The organism is Fictibacillus sp. 7GRE50, from assembly GCF_015903875.1.
Classification (GTDB): Bacteria; Bacillota; Bacilli; order Bacillales; family Fictibacillaceae; genus Fictibacillus; species Fictibacillus phosphorivorans.
On record NZ_JACZDW010000011.1, the window covers coordinates 39,609 to 57,817 of the forward strand.

At 41.9% G+C, this 18,209-nt stretch carries 18 protein-coding genes; all 18 read left to right on the forward strand.

Going from position 1 to position 18,209, the window contains the following annotated elements:
- Positions 1-122 precede the first annotated feature (122 nt).
- The 18 genes from IHV12_RS21725 (at position 123) to lysS (ending at position 17,751) form a co-directional block, all read left to right on the forward strand.
- Positions 123-875: a vWA domain-containing protein gene (locus tag IHV12_RS21725; RefSeq protein ID WP_197134447.1), complete on the forward strand. Its 753-nt coding sequence runs from the start codon at positions 123-125 to the stop codon at positions 873-875.
- Positions 838-1,809 carry a serine/threonine protein kinase gene (locus IHV12_RS21730; protein WP_197134445.1) on the forward strand — a complete coding sequence of 324 codons (972 nt, stop codon included), beginning with the start codon at positions 838-840 and terminating at the stop codon, positions 1,807-1,809. The genes IHV12_RS21725 and IHV12_RS21730 overlap by 38 nt, the downstream gene beginning before the upstream one ends.
- 314 nt (positions 1,810-2,123) lie before the next feature.
- Entirely contained in the window at positions 2,124-3,536 is a 1,413-nt protein-coding gene (gene tilS / locus IHV12_RS21735) for a tRNA lysidine(34) synthetase TilS (protein WP_197192204.1), read from the forward strand.
- Between the two features lie 21 nt (positions 3,537-3,557).
- Entirely contained in the window at positions 3,558-4,103 is a 546-nt protein-coding gene (hpt, locus tag IHV12_RS21740; protein ID WP_137792156.1) for a hypoxanthine phosphoribosyltransferase, read from the forward strand.
- A gap of 42 nt (positions 4,104-4,145) precedes the next feature.
- Positions 4,146-6,050 carry an ATP-dependent zinc metalloprotease FtsH gene (gene ftsH / locus IHV12_RS21745; RefSeq protein ID WP_197134428.1) on the forward strand — a complete coding sequence of 635 codons (1,905 nt, stop codon included), beginning with the start codon at positions 4,146-4,148 and terminating at the stop codon, positions 6,048-6,050.
- Between the two features lie 789 nt (positions 6,051-6,839).
- Positions 6,840-7,610, forward strand: coding sequence for a type III pantothenate kinase (locus IHV12_RS21750; RefSeq protein ID WP_197134426.1), 771 nt, complete (start codon positions 6,840-6,842; stop codon positions 7,608-7,610).
- 13 nt (positions 7,611-7,623) lie between these two features.
- Positions 7,624-8,508, forward strand: coding sequence for an Hsp33 family molecular chaperone HslO (hslO, locus tag IHV12_RS21755; RefSeq protein WP_197192205.1), 885 nt, complete (start codon positions 7,624-7,626; stop codon positions 8,506-8,508).
- A gap of 157 nt (positions 8,509-8,665) precedes the next feature.
- Positions 8,666-9,592: a cysteine synthase A gene (cysK, locus tag IHV12_RS21760; RefSeq protein WP_137792152.1), complete on the forward strand. Its 927-nt coding sequence runs from the start codon at positions 8,666-8,668 to the stop codon at positions 9,590-9,592.
- 296 nt (positions 9,593-9,888) lie between these two features.
- Positions 9,889-11,313 carry an anthranilate synthase component I family protein gene (locus tag IHV12_RS21765; RefSeq protein WP_197134533.1) on the forward strand — a complete coding sequence of 475 codons (1,425 nt, stop codon included), beginning with the start codon at positions 9,889-9,891 and terminating at the stop codon, positions 11,311-11,313.
- Positions 11,314-11,341: 28 nt separating this feature from the next.
- On the forward strand, positions 11,342-11,938 hold the full coding sequence (gene pabA, locus IHV12_RS21770; RefSeq protein WP_197192206.1) for an aminodeoxychorismate/anthranilate synthase component II: 597 nt from the start codon (positions 11,342-11,344) through the stop codon (positions 11,936-11,938).
- On the forward strand, positions 11,923-12,771 hold the full coding sequence (gene pabC / locus IHV12_RS21775) for an aminodeoxychorismate lyase (protein ID WP_197192207.1): 849 nt from the start codon (positions 11,923-11,925) through the stop codon (positions 12,769-12,771). The genes pabA and pabC overlap by 16 nt, the downstream gene beginning before the upstream one ends.
- A gap of 33 nt (positions 12,772-12,804) precedes the next feature.
- The gene (folP, locus tag IHV12_RS21780) at positions 12,805-13,650 is read left to right on the forward strand and encodes a dihydropteroate synthase (protein ID WP_370568863.1); all 846 of its coding nucleotides are present in this window, start codon (positions 12,805-12,807) and stop codon (positions 13,648-13,650) included.
- Entirely contained in the window at positions 13,643-14,005 is a 363-nt protein-coding gene (folB, locus tag IHV12_RS21785; RefSeq protein WP_197192208.1) for a dihydroneopterin aldolase, read from the forward strand. Before folP ends, folB begins: the two co-directional genes overlap by 8 nt.
- Positions 14,006-14,539, forward strand: coding sequence for a 2-amino-4-hydroxy-6-hydroxymethyldihydropteridine diphosphokinase (gene folK, locus IHV12_RS21790; protein WP_197134409.1), 534 nt, complete (start codon positions 14,006-14,008; stop codon positions 14,537-14,539). It abuts the gene before it with no gap.
- A complete protein-coding gene (locus tag IHV12_RS21795; RefSeq protein ID WP_197134406.1) occupies positions 14,491-14,688 on the forward strand; it encodes a helix-turn-helix domain-containing protein in 198 nt (65 codons plus the stop codon). Before folK ends, IHV12_RS21795 begins: the two co-directional genes overlap by 49 nt.
- A gap of 46 nt (positions 14,689-14,734) precedes the next feature.
- Positions 14,735-15,721 carry a tRNA dihydrouridine synthase DusB gene (gene dusB, locus IHV12_RS21800; protein WP_255520121.1) on the forward strand — a complete coding sequence of 329 codons (987 nt, stop codon included), beginning with the start codon at positions 14,735-14,737 and terminating at the stop codon, positions 15,719-15,721.
- A gap of 105 nt (positions 15,722-15,826) precedes the next feature.
- A complete protein-coding gene (locus tag IHV12_RS21805; RefSeq protein WP_197134403.1) occupies positions 15,827-16,240 on the forward strand; it encodes a GreA/GreB family elongation factor in 414 nt (137 codons plus the stop codon).
- Between the two features lie 17 nt (positions 16,241-16,257).
- Positions 16,258-17,751: a lysine--tRNA ligase gene (lysS, locus tag IHV12_RS21810; protein ID WP_197192209.1), complete on the forward strand. Its 1,494-nt coding sequence runs from the start codon at positions 16,258-16,260 to the stop codon at positions 17,749-17,751.
- Positions 17,752-18,209 lie beyond the last annotated feature (458 nt).

Here is an 18,209-nt window from a genome sequence, read left to right on the forward strand (position 1 = left end):
ACAGTATTCACAATCCGACTTCCTTTAGTGATTATGTTTCGCGGGGTTCTCTGCGTATAAACCACCGCTTTCTTGACGAAGATGGTAATAGTTAAAATTCGTACTTGAGAGGGGTTAGCGTTATGCGAAACAAAGGAACGCTGCGTCAAATTTTGCTTATTACAGATGGGTGCTCGAACCAAGGTGAAGATCCGATCGCAATGGCGGCACTTGCTAACGAACAAGGAATAGCTGTGAATGTAATTGGCGTACTGAATGAGAATGCACCTGAGTATCATAGACAAGGTCTAAAAGAAGTGGAAGAGATCGCCATGGCAGGGGGTGGAATCAGTCAGGTTGTTTATACGAAGCAACTCGCACATACGGTTAAGATGGTGACTCAAAAAGCGATGGCTCAAACGATAAAAGGTGTTGTAAATGCAGAGCTGCAACAGATACTTGGAAGTCAGTCTTCGATGGAAGACCTCCCTCCAGACAAACGAGGAGAAGTTATTGAAGTTGTCGATGAGATGGGAGAGACCATGAACCTTGAGATCTTAGTTTTGATTGATGCTTCAGGATCCATGGAAGACAAGATGTTAACGGTTCAAGAGTCTCTGCTTGATCTGTCCATCTCGTTGAACTCGAGAATTGGAGATAACGAGTTTGCACTCTATGTTTTTCCGGGCAAGAGAACAGAGGCAGAAGAACTTTTAAGTTGGTCTTCTAAACTAGAATCGATTGGTAAAACATTTTCAAAGATATCACTTGGCGGAATCACACCGACAGGTCCAGCTATAAAAGAAGCTATAGCGGCTTTTGGTCGTAAACGATCGTCAAAAAGGAGATTCTTGTCCGATGATGCCCCAGGATATTCGAACGAGTCCGGTATGTAACTTAGTTGCTGGTGAAGAAATACGCGGTAAGTGGAATCACTCCAGATATCGGATTCGGCGCCGTTTAGGTTATGGAGCAACAGGTGCCGTCTATTTAGCTGATTCAGATCGAGGAGTGGTTGCCCTTAAGATCGGGCATGATCAGATGTCGATCACATCTGAAGTAAATGTACTGAAGCGTTTTTCTAAGGTCCAGGGGAAAGTCCTTGGACCTTCTTTAATCGATGTGGATGACTGGGTAACGCAGAGTACCACATACCCTTTTTATGCGATGGAGTATTTAAAAGGAGAGACGCTCTTTGACTTTATGAAGACAAAATCTCCGGAATGGGCTGGAATCCTTCTCGTACAGCTGCTTACGGATCTGCATACGCTTCATCAAGCGGGATGGGCGTTCGGTGACTTAAAGCCAGATAACCTTCTTGTGACGGGCCCTCCTTACCGAATTCGCTGGATCGATGTCGGAGGAACAACGGTGATGGACAGATCGATCAAAGAATACACCGAATTCTATGATCGAGGATATTGGGGGAAAGGAACGAGAAAAGCCGAGCCATCGTATGATTTATTTTCAGCTGGCATGGTGATGGTGAATTTAGCTTATCCTTCCCGATTTACGAAAAATGGAGATGCTGATAAACAGTTTCAAGCCAAAATTGCAGGCAGTCCAATGCTTAAACCGTATGCACCTATCTTACAAAAAGCATGGAACGGAAAATACCGATATGCAGAAGAGATGAGAAACGAGCTTGTTCTTTTGTTGAACGCTAACGATAAAGCGAAAACTCCTCAAGCGCATAGGAATTCGACGCAAAAACCTGCATCAAGACAAGCGCAAAAGAAAAAGAAAAGCAGCTTTATCGTAGAAACATTTTTAGTATTCACGTTTGTTTTTGTTGTGTACTTTTTTTACATGCTCGGTCAAACGATGTAAATAGTGTTCGTTCCTGCAATTCTTTGTTATGATTTTAAAAGGCATTTTCATAGAACTTCGTTGCTCTTGGAAGTGGTTGCTTTCCGTTACAGGTTGCTCGCTTTCCGGGGGGCGTGCGTTGAGCCTCTTAGCGCTCTGCGCTGTTAAGAGTCTCACCTGTCCCGCTGATCCCCCAGGAGTCTCGCACCTTGCACTTCAATCAACTTGTTTTTAAAGAGACCAAATGAACGATCTAACAGAGAAGAATATTTATATTCAGCCTATTCTTTTGGGTTAACAAGTCCAACGAAAACAAGCCTTATTAAAAAACGGAAATGAAGGAGCGGTTTACGTTGCAGGAAGTGGAGAATTTTATTAAAAGACACCAGCTTCTTTCAGCCGCCCAAACTGTTGTGATCGGTGTTTCTGGAGGACCAGACTCTTTGGCATTGTTGCATTTTTTGTGGAGAAGGTCTTCGTTTTACAAAATCAAGATCGTTGCAGCTTCGTTCGACCATCGCTTAAGGGGCGACGAGTCGGCATCAGAAGTTGCATTTGTTAAGAGCTTTTGCGACGAGCGGAATATTGCATTTGAAGGTGATAGTGCGAATGTTGCAAGCTATCAAGCTGAACATAACTTGTCTCTACAAAACGCCGCTAGAATCTGTCGGTACAATTTTTTTGAAAAAGTGATGACAGAACATCATGCAGAAGCCCTTGCATTGGCGCACCATGGTGATGACCAAGTGGAAACGATGCTCATGAGAATGACGAGGGGCAGCGAAGGTTTTAGTGCAGCGGGGATTCCTGTGAAACGGCCGTTTGCTACCGGTAAAATAATTCGTCCTTTTTTAGGAATAACAAAAGACCAAATCGAGCATTATTGTAAAGTAGAAAACCTGTTTCCTGTTTATGATTCGAGCAATGAAAGTGACAAATATGTTCGAAATCGTTTCAGAAAAAAAATTCTGCCTTTTTTAAAACAAGAAAACCCTAACGTGCATGAAAGATTTCAGTATTTAAGTGAAACTATTTCAGAAGATGAAGCGTATATATTGAAACTGGCTGAAATAGAGTTAGAAAAGGTTTTAATCAGGCAAACAGAGGGGAAAATAGAGTTATCTGTATCCGCTTTTAACAAGATGCCTATTCCTTTACAAAAAAGAGGGATTACACTAATATTGAACTATCTGTATAAAATTAATCCTTCATCTCTTTCCTCTGTACATAAGGAAAACTTTCTTAGTTTGCTCGGAAGTGAGCATCCATCCGGAATGTTGCATTTTCCGTCAGGTTTAGTTGTCAGCCGAACTTATGACAGATGTTTGTTAAGTTTTGAGCATATCGTCGTCAAAAATGAGGAAGAGTCATATGACTTTTCACTAGAGCTGCCCGGTTATGTAGAACTGCCGAATGGACGTATAACTGCTGAAATAACAGATTGTGAACCCGCTCTACAAAGAGGAAAAGATGTTTTTGTGTTTTCAATGAAAGAGGTAGATCTCCCGTTACGAGTTCGCACCCGAAAACCAGGTGACCGGATGGCGATTGCCGGCGTCGGTTCTCGGAAATTAAAAGATATATTTATTGATGCTAAAGTGCCGCAGGAAGAAAGAAACGTTTGGCCAGTTGTTGTTGATGCAAACGGTAAGATCATTTGGCTTCCGGAGCTAAAACACATTAGACGTCATCAAATAAATCCATCAGAACTTTGGGTTATCCTACGCTTTCATAAAAAATCGCCATGACGTCTAGGAGGCTTGTTGAACATGCATGATGAAATTTTAGAAACACTTATTTCCGAAGAAGCTATTCAAAACAAGATTAAAGAACTTGGAAAAGAGCTTTCTGTGGAATATAAGGAACGCTTTCCATTGGTGGTCGGGGTTTTAAAGGGTGCTCTACCTTTTATGGCAGACTTGATCAAACGTATGGATATCCATCTTGAGATCGATTTAATGGCAGTGTCCAGCTATGGTGCATCTACCGTTTCTTCTGGTCAAGTTAAAATTGTTAAAGATTTAGATACTTCCTTAGAAGGTCGAGACGTTATCATTGTAGAAGATATTATTGACAGTGGTTTAACGCTCAGTTATCTCGTTCAACTGTTTAAGGCGCGTAAAGCGAAATCGGTTAAGATCGTAACTTTACTGGATAAGCCTACAGGACGTAAGGTTGATATCGCTCCAGATCTTGCTGGCTTCATCGTTCCTGATGCTTTTGTTGTTGGTTATGGGTTGGACTACATCGAGAGATACCGTAACTTGCCTTACATTGGCGTTTTAAAGCCAGAGATCTACGAAAAGAAAGACTAAAAAACCGCATAAGATTTGATTGTTCGCCTAAGGAGGTAAGGAATGAATCGCATCTTCCGTAATACTATATTTTATTTATTAATCTTTTTAGTTGTGGTTGGGGTTGTCAGCTTTTTTAACGGCAACAACAACGAAGTCAAAGAAATTCGTTATGATCAGCTGACTAAGTACATCGAATCAGGCAAAGTGGAAAGCATCGTTTACCAGCCTGAGGGTGGCGTATATGTTGTCCGCGGCCAGCTTGAAGGAGCTAAAGAAGGAGAAGTATTCCAAACGAATGCTCCGCTGACTGGCAACACACTGGCTGAGATTGAAAAGCTTGCTGATTCATCAAACGTAGAATTTAAACAGCAAGAACAGACGAGTGGCTGGGTGACGTTCTTCACCTCAATAATTCCGTTTGTCATTATCTTTATCTTATTCTTCTTCTTGCTTAACCAAGCACAAGGCGGCGGAAGCCGAGTAATGAACTTTGGTAAGAGTAAAGCAAAACTTTACAACGAAGAAAAGAAAAAGGTTACGTTTAAAGACGTAGCTGGTGCAGATGAAGAAAAACAAGAGCTAGTTGAAGTTGTAGAATTCTTAAAAGATCCGCGTAAATTCTCTGCGCTAGGTGCGCGTATTCCAAAAGGTGTTCTTTTAGTAGGACCTCCGGGTACTGGTAAAACACTTCTTGCACGTGCAGTAGCTGGAGAAGCTGGCGTTCCGTTCTTCTCGATCTCAGGTTCTGATTTCGTTGAGATGTTCGTCGGTGTCGGTGCATCACGTGTTCGTGACTTGTTTGAAAATGCTAAGAAAAACGCACCTTGTATCATCTTCATCGATGAGATTGATGCGGTAGGTCGTCAGCGTGGAGCTGGTCTTGGCGGAGGTCATGACGAGCGTGAGCAGACACTTAACCAATTGCTAGTTGAAATGGATGGTTTCGGTGCTAATGAAGGAATTATCATTATCGCAGCTACCAACCGTGCTGATATTCTAGATCCAGCCCTTCTTCGTCCGGGACGTTTTGACCGTCAGATTCCGGTTAACCGCCCAGATGTAAAAGGACGTGAAGAAGTACTTCAAGTGCATGCGCGCAACAAGCCGCTTGCAGAAGATGTTAACTTGAAAACGATCGCGATGCGCACTCCAGGTTTCTCTGGTGCAGATCTAGAAAACTTATTGAATGAAGCTGCTTTAGTAGCGGCTCGTACGAATAAGAAGAAGATCGATATGGATGACGTTGATGAAGCGATCGACCGTGTTATTGCAGGACCTGCGAAAAAGAGCCGTGTGATTTCTGAAAAAGAAAAGAACATTGTTGCTTATCATGAAGCGGGTCACACTGTTATCGGTTTAGTTCTTGAAGGAGCAGACACTGTTCATAAAGTTACCGTTGTCCCTCGTGGTCAAGCAGGTGGTTACACAGTAATGCTTCCGAAAGAAGATCGTTACTTTATGACAAAACCTGAATTAGAAGATAAGATCGTTGGACTTCTTGGAGGCCGTGTGGCTGAAGAGATCACGTTCAAGGAAGTTAGTACAGGAGCTCATAATGACTTCCAGCGTGCGACTGGAATCGCTCGCCGCATGGTAACAGAGTTTGGTATGAGTGAACGCCTAGGGCCGATGCAGTTCGGTTCATCACAAGGCGGTCAAGTCTTCTTAGGAAGAGACTTCAATAACGAGCAAAACTATAGTGATGCAATCGCGCATGAAATTGATTTAGAAGTTCAGCGTATCATTAAAGAATCTTACGAGCGTTGCCGTCAGATCCTTACTGAGCACAATTCTAAGTTAGAAATCATTGCTCAAACATTGCTAACTGTAGAAACGCTTGATGAAGAACAAATCAAAGAACTCGTTAAAACAGGTAAACTACCTGACAGAAAAACGATTTCTAACCCATCTGATGATGTTAAAGTAACACTTAACAAAAAAGATGAAGAGCCAAAACAAGATTAATTTCTAAAAGGACGCCTCAGTGATGAGGTGTCCTTTTTTGTATTGATTGTGAAAGTAGTTGATTTCCGCTCCAGGTTGCACGCTTTCCACGGGGCGAACGGTGAGCCTCCTGTCTAGTTGCAGTGACTAGCCCCTCGAGGTCAAAAGTTAAACGGTCAAGAAGGCAAAGTGCGCCTTCCAAGCCCATTTACCTTTTGCTTGTCGGGGCTGAACGAGTCACTTCCACTTTTCGGACTGACCGCTCGTCCCATAGGAGTCGGCAACCTTACGCTACAATCAACTTGTCAAATGAAGAAGAATATAAATGCAATAGAAAAAAGCCTTATAAAGGTTAGCTATTATATCTAATTTATTCTTTCTGATCTCTCACAGATGATAATGGGAAAGCGTTTGTTCCTACATGGAATCATTTTGCGAGGTGCGTTACCAGGAGCCTCATTGAATGACAGTATAACTCCAATAATTAATGAAAATGCCTTCTTTGAAATAGACGCTTCTATTATTATTTTATTTGGTTTTTTGTTTTTTTTCTTCACTGACAGGTTGATTGGAGTGTAGGGTGCGAGACTCCTGCGGGACAGGCGGGCAGGTGAGACACTTATACGTGAAACGTACGAATGTGGCTCACCGTCTGCCCCGCGGAAAGCGAGTACCTGTAACGGAAATCAACCACTTTCAACGCCCCCTTGAATAAGCGAAAAATTCCCAATAAGCCACCTTGCTTTACTCCTATACGTTTTGTGTTATAACTATTATAGAAACTTAAGATAAGAAGCGGGGACAAATTCCATGATTTTTGTGTTTGATGTCGGAAATACGAATATTGTTTTAGGACTCTACGAGAATGATGAACTGAAGCATCATTGGAGAATTCATACCTCACGTGAAAAAACAGAGGATGAGTATGGCATGCTTATACTCGATCTGTTCCGTCACGTTAATATCCATAAAGAACAGATTGAAGGAATCATCATATCTTCAGTCGTGCCACCAATCATGTTTGCCTTAGAACGCATGTGTGTGAAATATTTTAACCAGCGTCCATTAGTGGTGGGACCTGGAATTAAAACGGGTCTTAATATTAAGTATGAAAACCCAAGAGAAGTTGGAGCCGATCGGATTGTTAACGCAGTTGCTGCTATTCATGAATATGATGCACCGCTGATCATCGTTGATTTCGGGACAGCTACTACGTATTGTTATATCAATGAAAACAAACAGTATATGGGTGGAGCGATCGCGCCTGGAATAAATATCTCTACAGAAGCTCTTTATACGAAAGCTGCAAAGTTGCCGCGTATAGAAATCGCTAAGCCTGAAGGTGTGATCGGGAAGAACACGGTTAACGCTATGCAAGCAGGTATTCTATATGGATATGTAGGACAAGTAGAGGGTATTGTAAAAAGAATGAAAGAACAGTCTGAGGTTGAACCGAAAGTAATTGCGACCGGAGGACTTGCAAACCTAATTGCAGCGGAAAGCAACGTGATCGATCATGTTGATCCATTTTTAACATTAAAAGGTCTATTAATGATATACGATAAAAATAAGAATGGTTAAAGGGTGAGTTTTAATGAATGATTATTTAATAAAGGCCCTTGCGTATGACGGGCAGATCCGCGCTTATGCGATCTCTTCTACTGAGATGGTAAGTGAAGGACAGAGAAGACATGACACATGGCCGACAGCTTCGGCTGCTTTAGGAAGAGCGATGACTGCATCGACCATGATGGGTATGATGTTAAAGGGTGAGAACAACAGCATAACGGTGAAGGTTGAAGGCGGCGGACCAATCGGAGTAATCATCGTAGACAGCAATACAAAAGGTGAGACACGTGGTTATGTAACGAATCCGCATACTCACTTTGAACTGAACAGCAAAGGAAAGCTGGATGTAGCAAGAGCGGTAGGAAAAGAAGGATACTTATCAGTTCTAAAAGATATCGGAATGCGCGAAAAGTTCACAGGACAAGTGCCGATGGTTTCAGGTGAACTAGGAGAGGACTTCACGTATTACTTTGCTTCTTCAGAACAAGTACCTTCTGCAGTAGGTGTTGGTGTTCTCGTGAATCCGGATAATTCGATCAAGGCGTCAGGCGGTTTTATCGTACAAGTGATGCCGAATGCTTCGGATGCAATCGTTGATTTACTTGAAGAAAGAATCAACGCGATTCCTCCGATTTCTCGATTGATCGAAAAAGGAATGACACCAGAAGAAATCTTATTTGAGCTTTTAGGAGAAGATCAAGTCCAAATCCTTGAGAAATCCCCGGTACGTTTTCAGTGCACGTGCTCACATGAGCGCTTTGGACAGGCGATCGTAAGTCTGGGTGAACAAGAAATCTCAGATATTATAGAAGAAGATGGCCAAGCAGAAACGAACTGTCAATTCTGTAACGCCACTTATATCTTTACAAAAGAAGAACTTCAAACCTTGCTTGATCAAGCAAAAGCGTAAACCCGGACTTTTCTCCGGGTTTTGTTTTATACATGAAATAAAAATATCTGCGTACCATGGTAATAGACGATCTACGTATGCAATAAAATTGACAGAGTATTTCCAGGGTTGCTACAATTAATCCAATAAAAATACTCGGTTTTAGGAGTGATGGCAAATGGCAAGAGTGGCACAATCGATAACAGATCTGATCGGTCAAACACCTGTAGTGAAATTGAATCGCATCACATCAGAGGATATGGCAGATGTTTACCTAAAGTTAGAGTTCATGAACCCGGGAAGCAGTGTAAAAGACCGTATCGCATTAGCGATGATTGAAGATGCAGAGAAAAGCGGAAAATTGAAACCAGAAGATACGATTGTTGAACCTACTAGTGGCAACACAGGAATTGGTTTAGCGATGGTTGCTGCAGCAAAAGGATACAAAACAGTTCTTGTCATGCCTGAAACGATGAGTTTAGAAAGAAGAAACCTTTTGAGAGCTTATGGAGCGGATCTTGTACTGACTCCTGGACCAGAGGGAATGGGCGGAGCGATTAGAAAAGCAGAAGAACTAGCGAAAGAAAAAGGCTACTTCATGCCACAACAGTTTAAGAATGAAGCGAACCCTGCTATTCATCGAAACACGACTGGTCAAGAGATCGTCTCACAATTCCCAGACGGACTCGATGCGTTCGTTTCTGGAATCGGCACGGGTGGAACAATTACAGGTGCAGGTCAGGTTTTAAAAGAGAAATACCCAGACATCAAGATCTATGCGGTAGAACCAACTGATTCTCCTGTATTATCTGGCGGTAAACCAGGACCGCACAAGATTCAAGGAATCGGTGCAGGTTTTGTGCCGGATATTCTAAAAACAGACATCTATGATGAAGTGTTAACCATCTCAAACGATGAAGCTTTCGAATGGGCGAGAAAAGCAGCGCGTGAAGAAGGGCTTTTAGGCGGTATCTCTTCGGGTGCAGCCATATCGGCAGCGTTAAAAGTCGCTAAAAAGCTTGGAAAAGGCAAAAAGGTATTAGCCATCATCCCAAGTAACGGGGAACGTTACTTAAGTACGCCGCTATACCAATTTGAAGACTAATTCCTTAAATGAGCCTCCCTTTTTGGGGGGCTTTTTTATTATGTTTGGGGTATAGGGCTAAGAAATTTGGTGTTTAAGTCCTCAACATTGCTCCATTAGTTGGTTTACTCTCTTACAGAGCTTTTTCTAAAACAATTCTCATTTTTTCCTTACTGCACAAGGTCATCATTCCTAAAGACTTTCGAAGTGGAGATAATACCCATGTAAATGCAGGAAATTGGGAGAAAGGTGTGCCAAAGTGAAACACCTCATGTACAATGTAAGCAGAAGATTTTTGGGAGAGTGACCATATGGGGATGAACAAAAAATGGCATGTCATGCATTCATGTATACCTCTATCTAAAGAAGAGTGGTTTTACAAATATAAATCATTAGCGGCAACTGAACCTCGCCACGTTTTGCTGGAGAGCGGGAGAACAGGAAAGTATAGCATTATCGGACTTTCTCCGTTTGCCGAAGTCACTGGAAAACAAGATGTATTAACAATAAAAACAGATGAAGGCTCGACTGTTTTAAAAGGGCCTATATATGAGCAGTTTCAGAACTGGTTCAAAGATTTTGATGTGGAGCGAGTAGAAGGACTTCCAGACTTTACGGGTGGAGCGATCGGCTATTTGAGCTATGATCTGACACGCGAGTTTGAAAAACTGCCAGCAACTTCAGAAGATGATTTACGTCTTCCAGATTTGTACTTCTTGCTGTTTAGAGATGTGTTTGTTTATGAACATGAAACGAGTATGTTATGGATGATAACGCTGACTGAAAATAAGGATGACTCTTATTGCATAGACAAGCTGCGAGCTTATAAAGAAATGTGGGAAGCACCGTTTTCTGCTTCTACAGAAGTGGATCAAGAGAACCTGAACTACTCTATTGAAGATTTTAAACACGTTACAATGACAGAAGATGTTTTTGTAGACGCGGTTAAAAAGATTAAACGATATATTTCTGATGGCGATGTGTTCCAAGTGAATCTTTCTGTTCGTCAGTCAAAGGCTCTACGAACAACTCCTTTAAACATTTATGAAGAATTGAGAAGAATCAACCCATCTCCATATATGAGTTACTTAGAAACACCAGACTTCCAGCTAGTTAGTGCTTCACCTGAACTTTTAGTAAAGAAAAAGGGTGACCTGATCAGCACGCGTCCGATAGCGGGAACACGGCCGCGTGGCAGAACAGAGGAAGAGGATATCGAGCTTGCAAATACGCTGATCCAAAATGAAAAAGAACGAGCTGAACATGTGATGCTCGTCGATCTTGAACGAAACGATCTTGGAAAAGTTTCGGTTTATGGCAGCGTGAATGTGGATGAGTTCATGGTGATTGAAAGGTATTCACACGTGATGCATATTGTCTCGAATGTAGTGGGCACATTACGGCCAGAATTTGATGCGTTTGATTGCATCAAAGCGACATTCCCAGGTGGTACGATCACGGGTGCTCCAAAAGTGAGAACGATGGAGATCATTGAAGAATTAGAACCCGTTCGAAGAGGTGTATACACTGGAAGCATTGGATGGATTGGTTTTAACGGCGATACGGAAATGAATATCGCAATTCGGACGATGGTATGTCAAAATGAAACTGCACACGTTCAAGCGGGTGCGGGTATCGTTATTGACTCCATACCTGAAAGTGAGTACAAGGAGAGTTTAAAAAAAGCAGAGGCGCTGTGGCGTGCCAAAGAGCAGAGTGAGCTCGGGTCAATTTTGGTATAAGACAGCACATGAGAGGAGAAGAGACGAGATGATTTTAATGATTGATAACTACGATTCTTTTACGTACAACCTCGTTCAGTATTTAGGTGAGATGGGTGAGGAGCTTGTCGTAAAACGAAACGATGAGATAACGATTCAGGAGATCGAGCAATTGAATCCGGATTTCTTAATGATTTCTCCGGGACCATGTTCTCCGAATGAAGCAGGTATCTCCCTAGAAGCGATCTCCCAATTTGCAGGGAAGATCCCCATTTTCGGAGTTTGCTTAGGTCATCAGTCGATCGCACAAGTATTCGGCGGAGATGTGGTGCGTGCAGAGCGATTGATGCACGGTAAGGTTTCCCCTGTTCTTCATGACGGAAAGACAGTATATAACGGGCTTCCGCAAGAGTTTCCAGCAACACGCTATCATTCATTGATCGTAAAAAGAGAAACACTGCCTGATTGCTTTGAGATTTCTTCTTGGACAAGTGAAGGGGAAATCATGGGGATTCGCCATAAGGAGCTTCCGATCGAAGGCGTTCAATATCATCCGGAGTCCATACTAACGGAAGACGGAAAGAAATTGCTTAGAAATTTTATTGATTACTATAAAGGCAAGGAAGTTTCATGTACATCTATTTAAACGGAAAATTGGTTTCCAAAGATGATGCTATGATCTCACCGTATGATCATGGCTTCATGTATGGCTTAGGGGCGTTTGAAACATTCAGAACCTATGATGGTTTTCCTTTTTTAATCGACGAACACTTGAACCGGTTGCGTGAAGCGTTGAACGAATTAAATATTGATCTTGTTATAGATTCAGACACTGTTATTGAGATGGTGAGTACGCTTCTAGCTAAAAATAAGATGGATGACGCTTATTTTAGACTGAACGTATCAGCTGGCGTGGGTGATATCGGATTGCAGACGGAGCCATATATGAAACCTGTTGTTATTCTGTATACAAAGCCTCTCATGAAAACTAGTGCAGTAGCCGAAAAAGAGTTGGTTCAACTCAAGACGAAACGGAATACGCCAGAAGGTGAAAAGCGGCTGAAGTCTCATCATTATTTAAACAGTATCTTGGGCAAAAGAGAGCTTTCTAACATGAATCAAGAAGGCATTTTCCTGACTCGAGAAGGCTATATCAGTGAAGGGACAGTATCGAACCTTTTTTGGTACAAAGATAACATGCTCTTTACCCCTCACTCGTCCACTGGGATTTTAGAGGGGATTACAAGAAAATGGGTCATGCACGCTTCTAAACTGTTGAACATTCCTCTAGAAACGGGGAATTATAATATAGAGACCTTAACGGAAGCCGATGAAGTATTCCTGACGAACTCGATACAAGAGCTCGTTCCAGTCAGTCATTTTCAAGATACAACGTTCTCTGGAGCTGAAGGTGAAATGTATCAGAAGTTTAGGGAACTCTACATGAAACATACGAAGAAACAATATAGAAGTATTTGAGTTTTTTGAAAGGATAGATCCTCCATGCACGAAATGATGCTAAAGCAGCAAAAAATGAACTGCGGTGAGTACGTACTTGATTTTTCAAAAAAAACATATGTGATGGGTATTCTTAATGTAACTCCGGATTCATTTTCGGATGGCGGGCATCACAACCGAATCGAACAGGCAATCCATCACGCGAAGCAGATGGTGAAAGACGGCGCTGATATGATTGATATCGGTGGAGAATCTACTCGGCCGGGTGCAGATAAAGTTCCGCTCGAACAAGAGTTGGAACGTGTGATTCCTGTGATAGAAGCATTAAGAAAAGAAGTGAACGTTCCGTTGTCGATTGATACGTATAAAGCAGAAACTGCCTATCAAGCGATAAAAGCAGGTGCTCATATCATCAACGATGTGTGGGGAGCCAAATTTGATCCGGATATGCCAGGTGTGATGGCCGAGACGAATGTTCCAGTCATCCTCATGCATAATCGTTTTGATACGAACTATCAAGAATTCATGCCGGATGTAATTGCAGATTTAGAGCATAGTATTGCGATTACGGTGAAGGCAGGCGTTAATCCTGACAATATCATCCTAGATCCAGGTGTTGGTTTTGTGAAAACGTTCGAACAAAACCTTGAAACGATTAGAAGACTGAATGAAATTGTTCAGATGGGCTATCCTGTCTTATTAGGAACTTCACGTAAATCGATGATCGGCAAGGCCCTCGACCTGCCAGTGGAAGAGCGCGTGGAAGGAACAGGTGCGACAGTTTGCCTCGGTATTGAACGTGGTTGTTCGATCGTTCGTGTTCACGATGTAAAAGAAATGAGCAGAATGACAAAGATGATGGACATCATGCTCAAAAAAGGAGCGGTGTCTCATGGATAAAATGTATGTGAACGGTATGAAGTTTTATGGCTATCACGGTGTGTTTAACGAAGAGCAAAAGCTTGGACAGCGTTTTAATGTGGACGTAGTATTATCAATGGACCTCTCCCAAGCGGGACTGTCCGATGAACTAGACAATACAGTCAACTATGGAGAAGTGTACGGAGCTGTTAAAGAAATCGTAGAAGGTGAGCCGGTCAAGCTTTTAGAGACATTGGCTGAAGCGATCTCTGCTTCTATACTTGGAAAGTTTACTATGGTTGACGAAGTGATGGTCAGAGTGATCAAACCAGATCCTCCGATCCCTGGGCATTATGAATCGGTAGCCGTTGAGATCACAAGGGGACGTGTATAGATGGTCGGTAACAACATTGCTTATCTATCTGTCGGTTCCAATATGGGAGATAGAGAAGGGTTGCTGAAACAAGCCATTTCTCTATTAGAAGAGCTTGCCGACATAAGTATTGAATCTGTTTCTTCGATCTACGAGACAGATCCAGTAGGTGTGACGGATCAGCCATTATTCTTAAATTTAGCATTAAAACTCAAAACCTCCCTTTCTCCACAGGCACTTTTGAGTAAACTGCAAGACGTAGAGACGAAACTAGACCGGAAAAGGGTTCAAAAATGGGGACCGCGAACAATAGACCTTGACATTTTATTGTATAATAGTGTAAGTATACAGACGGAAGAGTTAACCATTCCGCATCCACGTATGCTTGAAAGGGCGTTTGTTCTCATACCTCTAAGTGAAATTGCTCCAGATGATATTTACCCGGAGAATTCAATTTCGTTACATCAAGTCCTTTGCGAACAAAGAGATAAAGAAGGTGTACGCATATGGAAGAAGACCGACTGGGAAGACGCATCCGTGCGTTCAGAAAGTTAAAAGGTTATACCCAAGAACAGCTTGCTAAAGACATCGGAATCTCAGTTTCGGTTCTTGGTGAGGTGGAAAGGGGCAGCCGAAAGCCTAAAGGAGATCTGCTTAAAAGAATAGCAGATCAATTCAGCATTAACGTAGAAGAATTACAATAAGTAATCGATATATAAAGACAGTAAAAGGAACGAGGTGATCGTTAACTTGAAAATCGGAGATATTACTTTGAAGAATCCAGTAGTTCTAGCACCGATGGCTGGTGTGTGTAATCCTGCTTTCCGTTTGATCGCAAAAGAGTTCGGTGCCGGGCTCGTTTGCGCAGAAATGGTAAGTGACAAAGGGATTCTCCATGAGAACGAAAGATCTTTAAAGATGCTTTATGTAGATGAACGTGAAAAACCACTTAGCCTGCAGATCTTTGGAGGAGAACGTGAATCTTTAGTTGCTGCGGCTAAATACGTAGATAAAAATACGAACGCAGACATTATAGATATCAATATGGGATGCCCGGTTCCGAAAATCACAAAATGTGATGCGGGAGCAAAGTGGCTGCTGGACCCAGACAAGATTTATGAGATGGTAGCGGCTACGGTTGATGCTGTTCAAAAACCGGTAACTGTTAAAATGCGTATCGGTTGGGATGAAGATCATATCTATGCTGTTAAAAATGCTCAAGCAGTTGAACGTGCCGGAGGAGCCGCTGTTGCTGTACATGGCCGTACGCGTGTTCAGATGTATGAAGGAGTAGCGGATTGGGACATCATCGGTGAAGTGAAGAAGAATGTATCTATTCCGGTTATCGGTAATGGTGATATCTCTTCCCCTCAAGAAGCGAAAGACCGCATGGATCAATATGGAGTAGACGGAGTTATGATCGGAAGAGCTGCACTTGGTAACCCGTGGATGCTTTATCGCACCGTTCAATATTTAGAGAACGGAATCATCGCACCTGAACCTACTGCTCGTGAAAAGATGAACATCTGCATGCTTCATATGGATCGTTTAATCGACCTTAAAGGTGAAGATGTTGCTGCGAGAGAGATGAGAAAGCATGCCGCTTGGTATCTCAAAGGCTTGCCTCAAACGGGTTCTGTTCGAAATGAGATCAACCAGATGACTACTCGTGAAGAAATGAGTAAACTATTGTTTGGTTATGTAGATCAATTAGAAGAAATACAAAAAATCAGCTAACACTAGCAACATACAGCCAGATCATCAGATGACTGGCTGTTGTTTGCTTAAATACAACAGATTCAGCATCCGGTGTTTTTTATTATAATGGAGGAGGAATAGCTTATGGCTATGCTCAAACTCACCCAAGAAGGCACTAGGAATCTAGAAAAAGAACTACAATACCTATCAAAACGTAAAAAGGAATGCCGAAACACGTCAGAAAAAGAATTCATTCATAAGCGGGTGTCTGAGATAAAAGATATTTTAGCTCAATCTGTCACATGGCCAATGGTTAGGGAACCGGGTTACCATGTAGAACCCGGCTCAACCATTACTATAGAAGATACAGTTTACAAAGAACGGTACACGTATACGATCGTACATCCTTTTGAAGCTGATCCACGCGAAAATATGATTTCTGTTCAGTCTCTCATTGCGAAAGCTGCGATTGGAAAAACTGTACACGCGACATTTACTGTTACTGTTCCTTTCGGCGAAGATTTATCTTATACCATACTTGATATTCAAAACTGCTAAAAGCTAGGAGTGTTCCCATGAGCCAAGAATTAGAATTAAATGACTTGCTTCGTGTTAGAAGAGAAAAATTAGCTGCATTAACTGAAAAAGGAGTAGATCCTTTCGGTACAAAGTTCGACCGTACACATACTGCAGCGGATCTTGTTTCTGAATACGGAGAAAAAGAAAAAGAAGAACTTGATAATGAAGAGATCTCAGTAACTCTAGCGGGTCGTATCATGACTAAACGCGGAAAAGGGAAAGCTGGATTTGCTCACATTCAAGACTTGTCTGGAAAGATTCAGATCTATGTAAGATTAGATGCTGTTGGTGATGAGCAATACGAACTATTCAATACGATTGATATCGGTGACTGGGTAGGCGTAACAGGACTTGTCTTTAAAACGAAAGTAGGAGAACTTTCTGTTAAAGCGAAGGACTTTCAGTTACTAACAAAATCCCTGCGTCCACTGCCTGATAAGTTTCATGGACTAAAAGATGTTGAACAGCGCTACCGTCAACGTTATGTAGATCTAATCATGAACCCGGAAGTAAAAGATACGTTTATTTCTCGTTCTAAAATCATTCGTTCTATGCGCCGTTATTTAGACGACAATGGTTATCTAGAAGTAGAAACACCAACTATGCATTCAATTCCTGGAGGAGCTTCAGCTCGACCATTCATTACGCATCATAATGCACTTGATATGGAGCTTTACATGCGAATCGCAATCGAGCTTCACCTTAAGCGCCTTATCGTGGGTGGACTAGAGAAAGTGTATGAAATCGGCCGTGTATTCCGTAATGAAGGAGTATCAACTCGTCATAATCCTGAATTTACGATGATCGAGCTGTATGAAGCATATGCAGATTACCTTGATATCATGGAATTAACGGAGAATTTAGTCGCACACATCGCAGAAGATGTCTTAGGCACAACAACTGTAACTTACGGAGATTATGAAGTAGATCTTAAGCCGCGTTGGAAAAGAGTACACATGGTCGATGCGATTAAAGAAACAGCTGGCGTAGACTTCTGGCCAGAAATGACTGATGAAGAAGCGCGCGCTCTAGCTAAAGAACATAATGTACCTGTAAAAGAGAACATGTCTTATGGTCATGTTGTAAATGAATTCTTTGAGCACTTTGTAGAAGAAAAACTGATTCAACCTACATTCGTGTACGGTCACCCAGTTGCAATCTCACCTTTAGCGAAGAAGAATCCTGAAGATCCTCGCTTTACTGATCGATTTGAACTATTTATCGTTGGCCGTGAGCATGCGAATGCATTCTCTGAGCTAAACGACCCGATTGATCAGCGTGAGCGTTTCGAAGAACAATTAAAAGAACGCGCTGAAGGTAATGATGAAGCGCATATGATGGATGAAGACTTTGTAGAAGCACTTGAATACGGTATGCCTCCTACAGGTGGACTAGGAATCGGAATCGATCGTCTAGTGATGCTGTTAACAAACTCACCATCTATTCGTGACGTACTATTATTCCCGCAAATGCGTCATTCTGAGAAATAGTTAAGATCAAAAAGCCAGCACTGTGCTGGCTTTTTGGTTTTATGAGGAAGTAGGAATAGGAATTCGGAAAACGAGTATCATAATTAGGGTGTGATTCAAGGGTTATCATCTTACTATATCTTGTATTAAAAAGTGATTTGAGCGCTGTATCTTGTACATACTGTAAACCCTTGAAAAACAGCTAAATAAAAGTTATCTTTTTTTCGGTAAAACTATTGTACAAGAGCGAAAATGATGGTATATTATTCTTCGTCGCAAGGAATACTGACATGTTGATGAGCTTCACATAAACGATTAAAAGTTTTTGAAAAAAGCTGTTGACAACGAGGGTTGCGACATGGTAACCTAATAAAGTCGCCAAAACGAGCGGCTAACAAAAACGAAACACACAGTTCTTTGAAAACTGAACAAAAGAAATAGGTAAGGAATTAAGAATTAATTCCGTCAGTTTTAAAAAC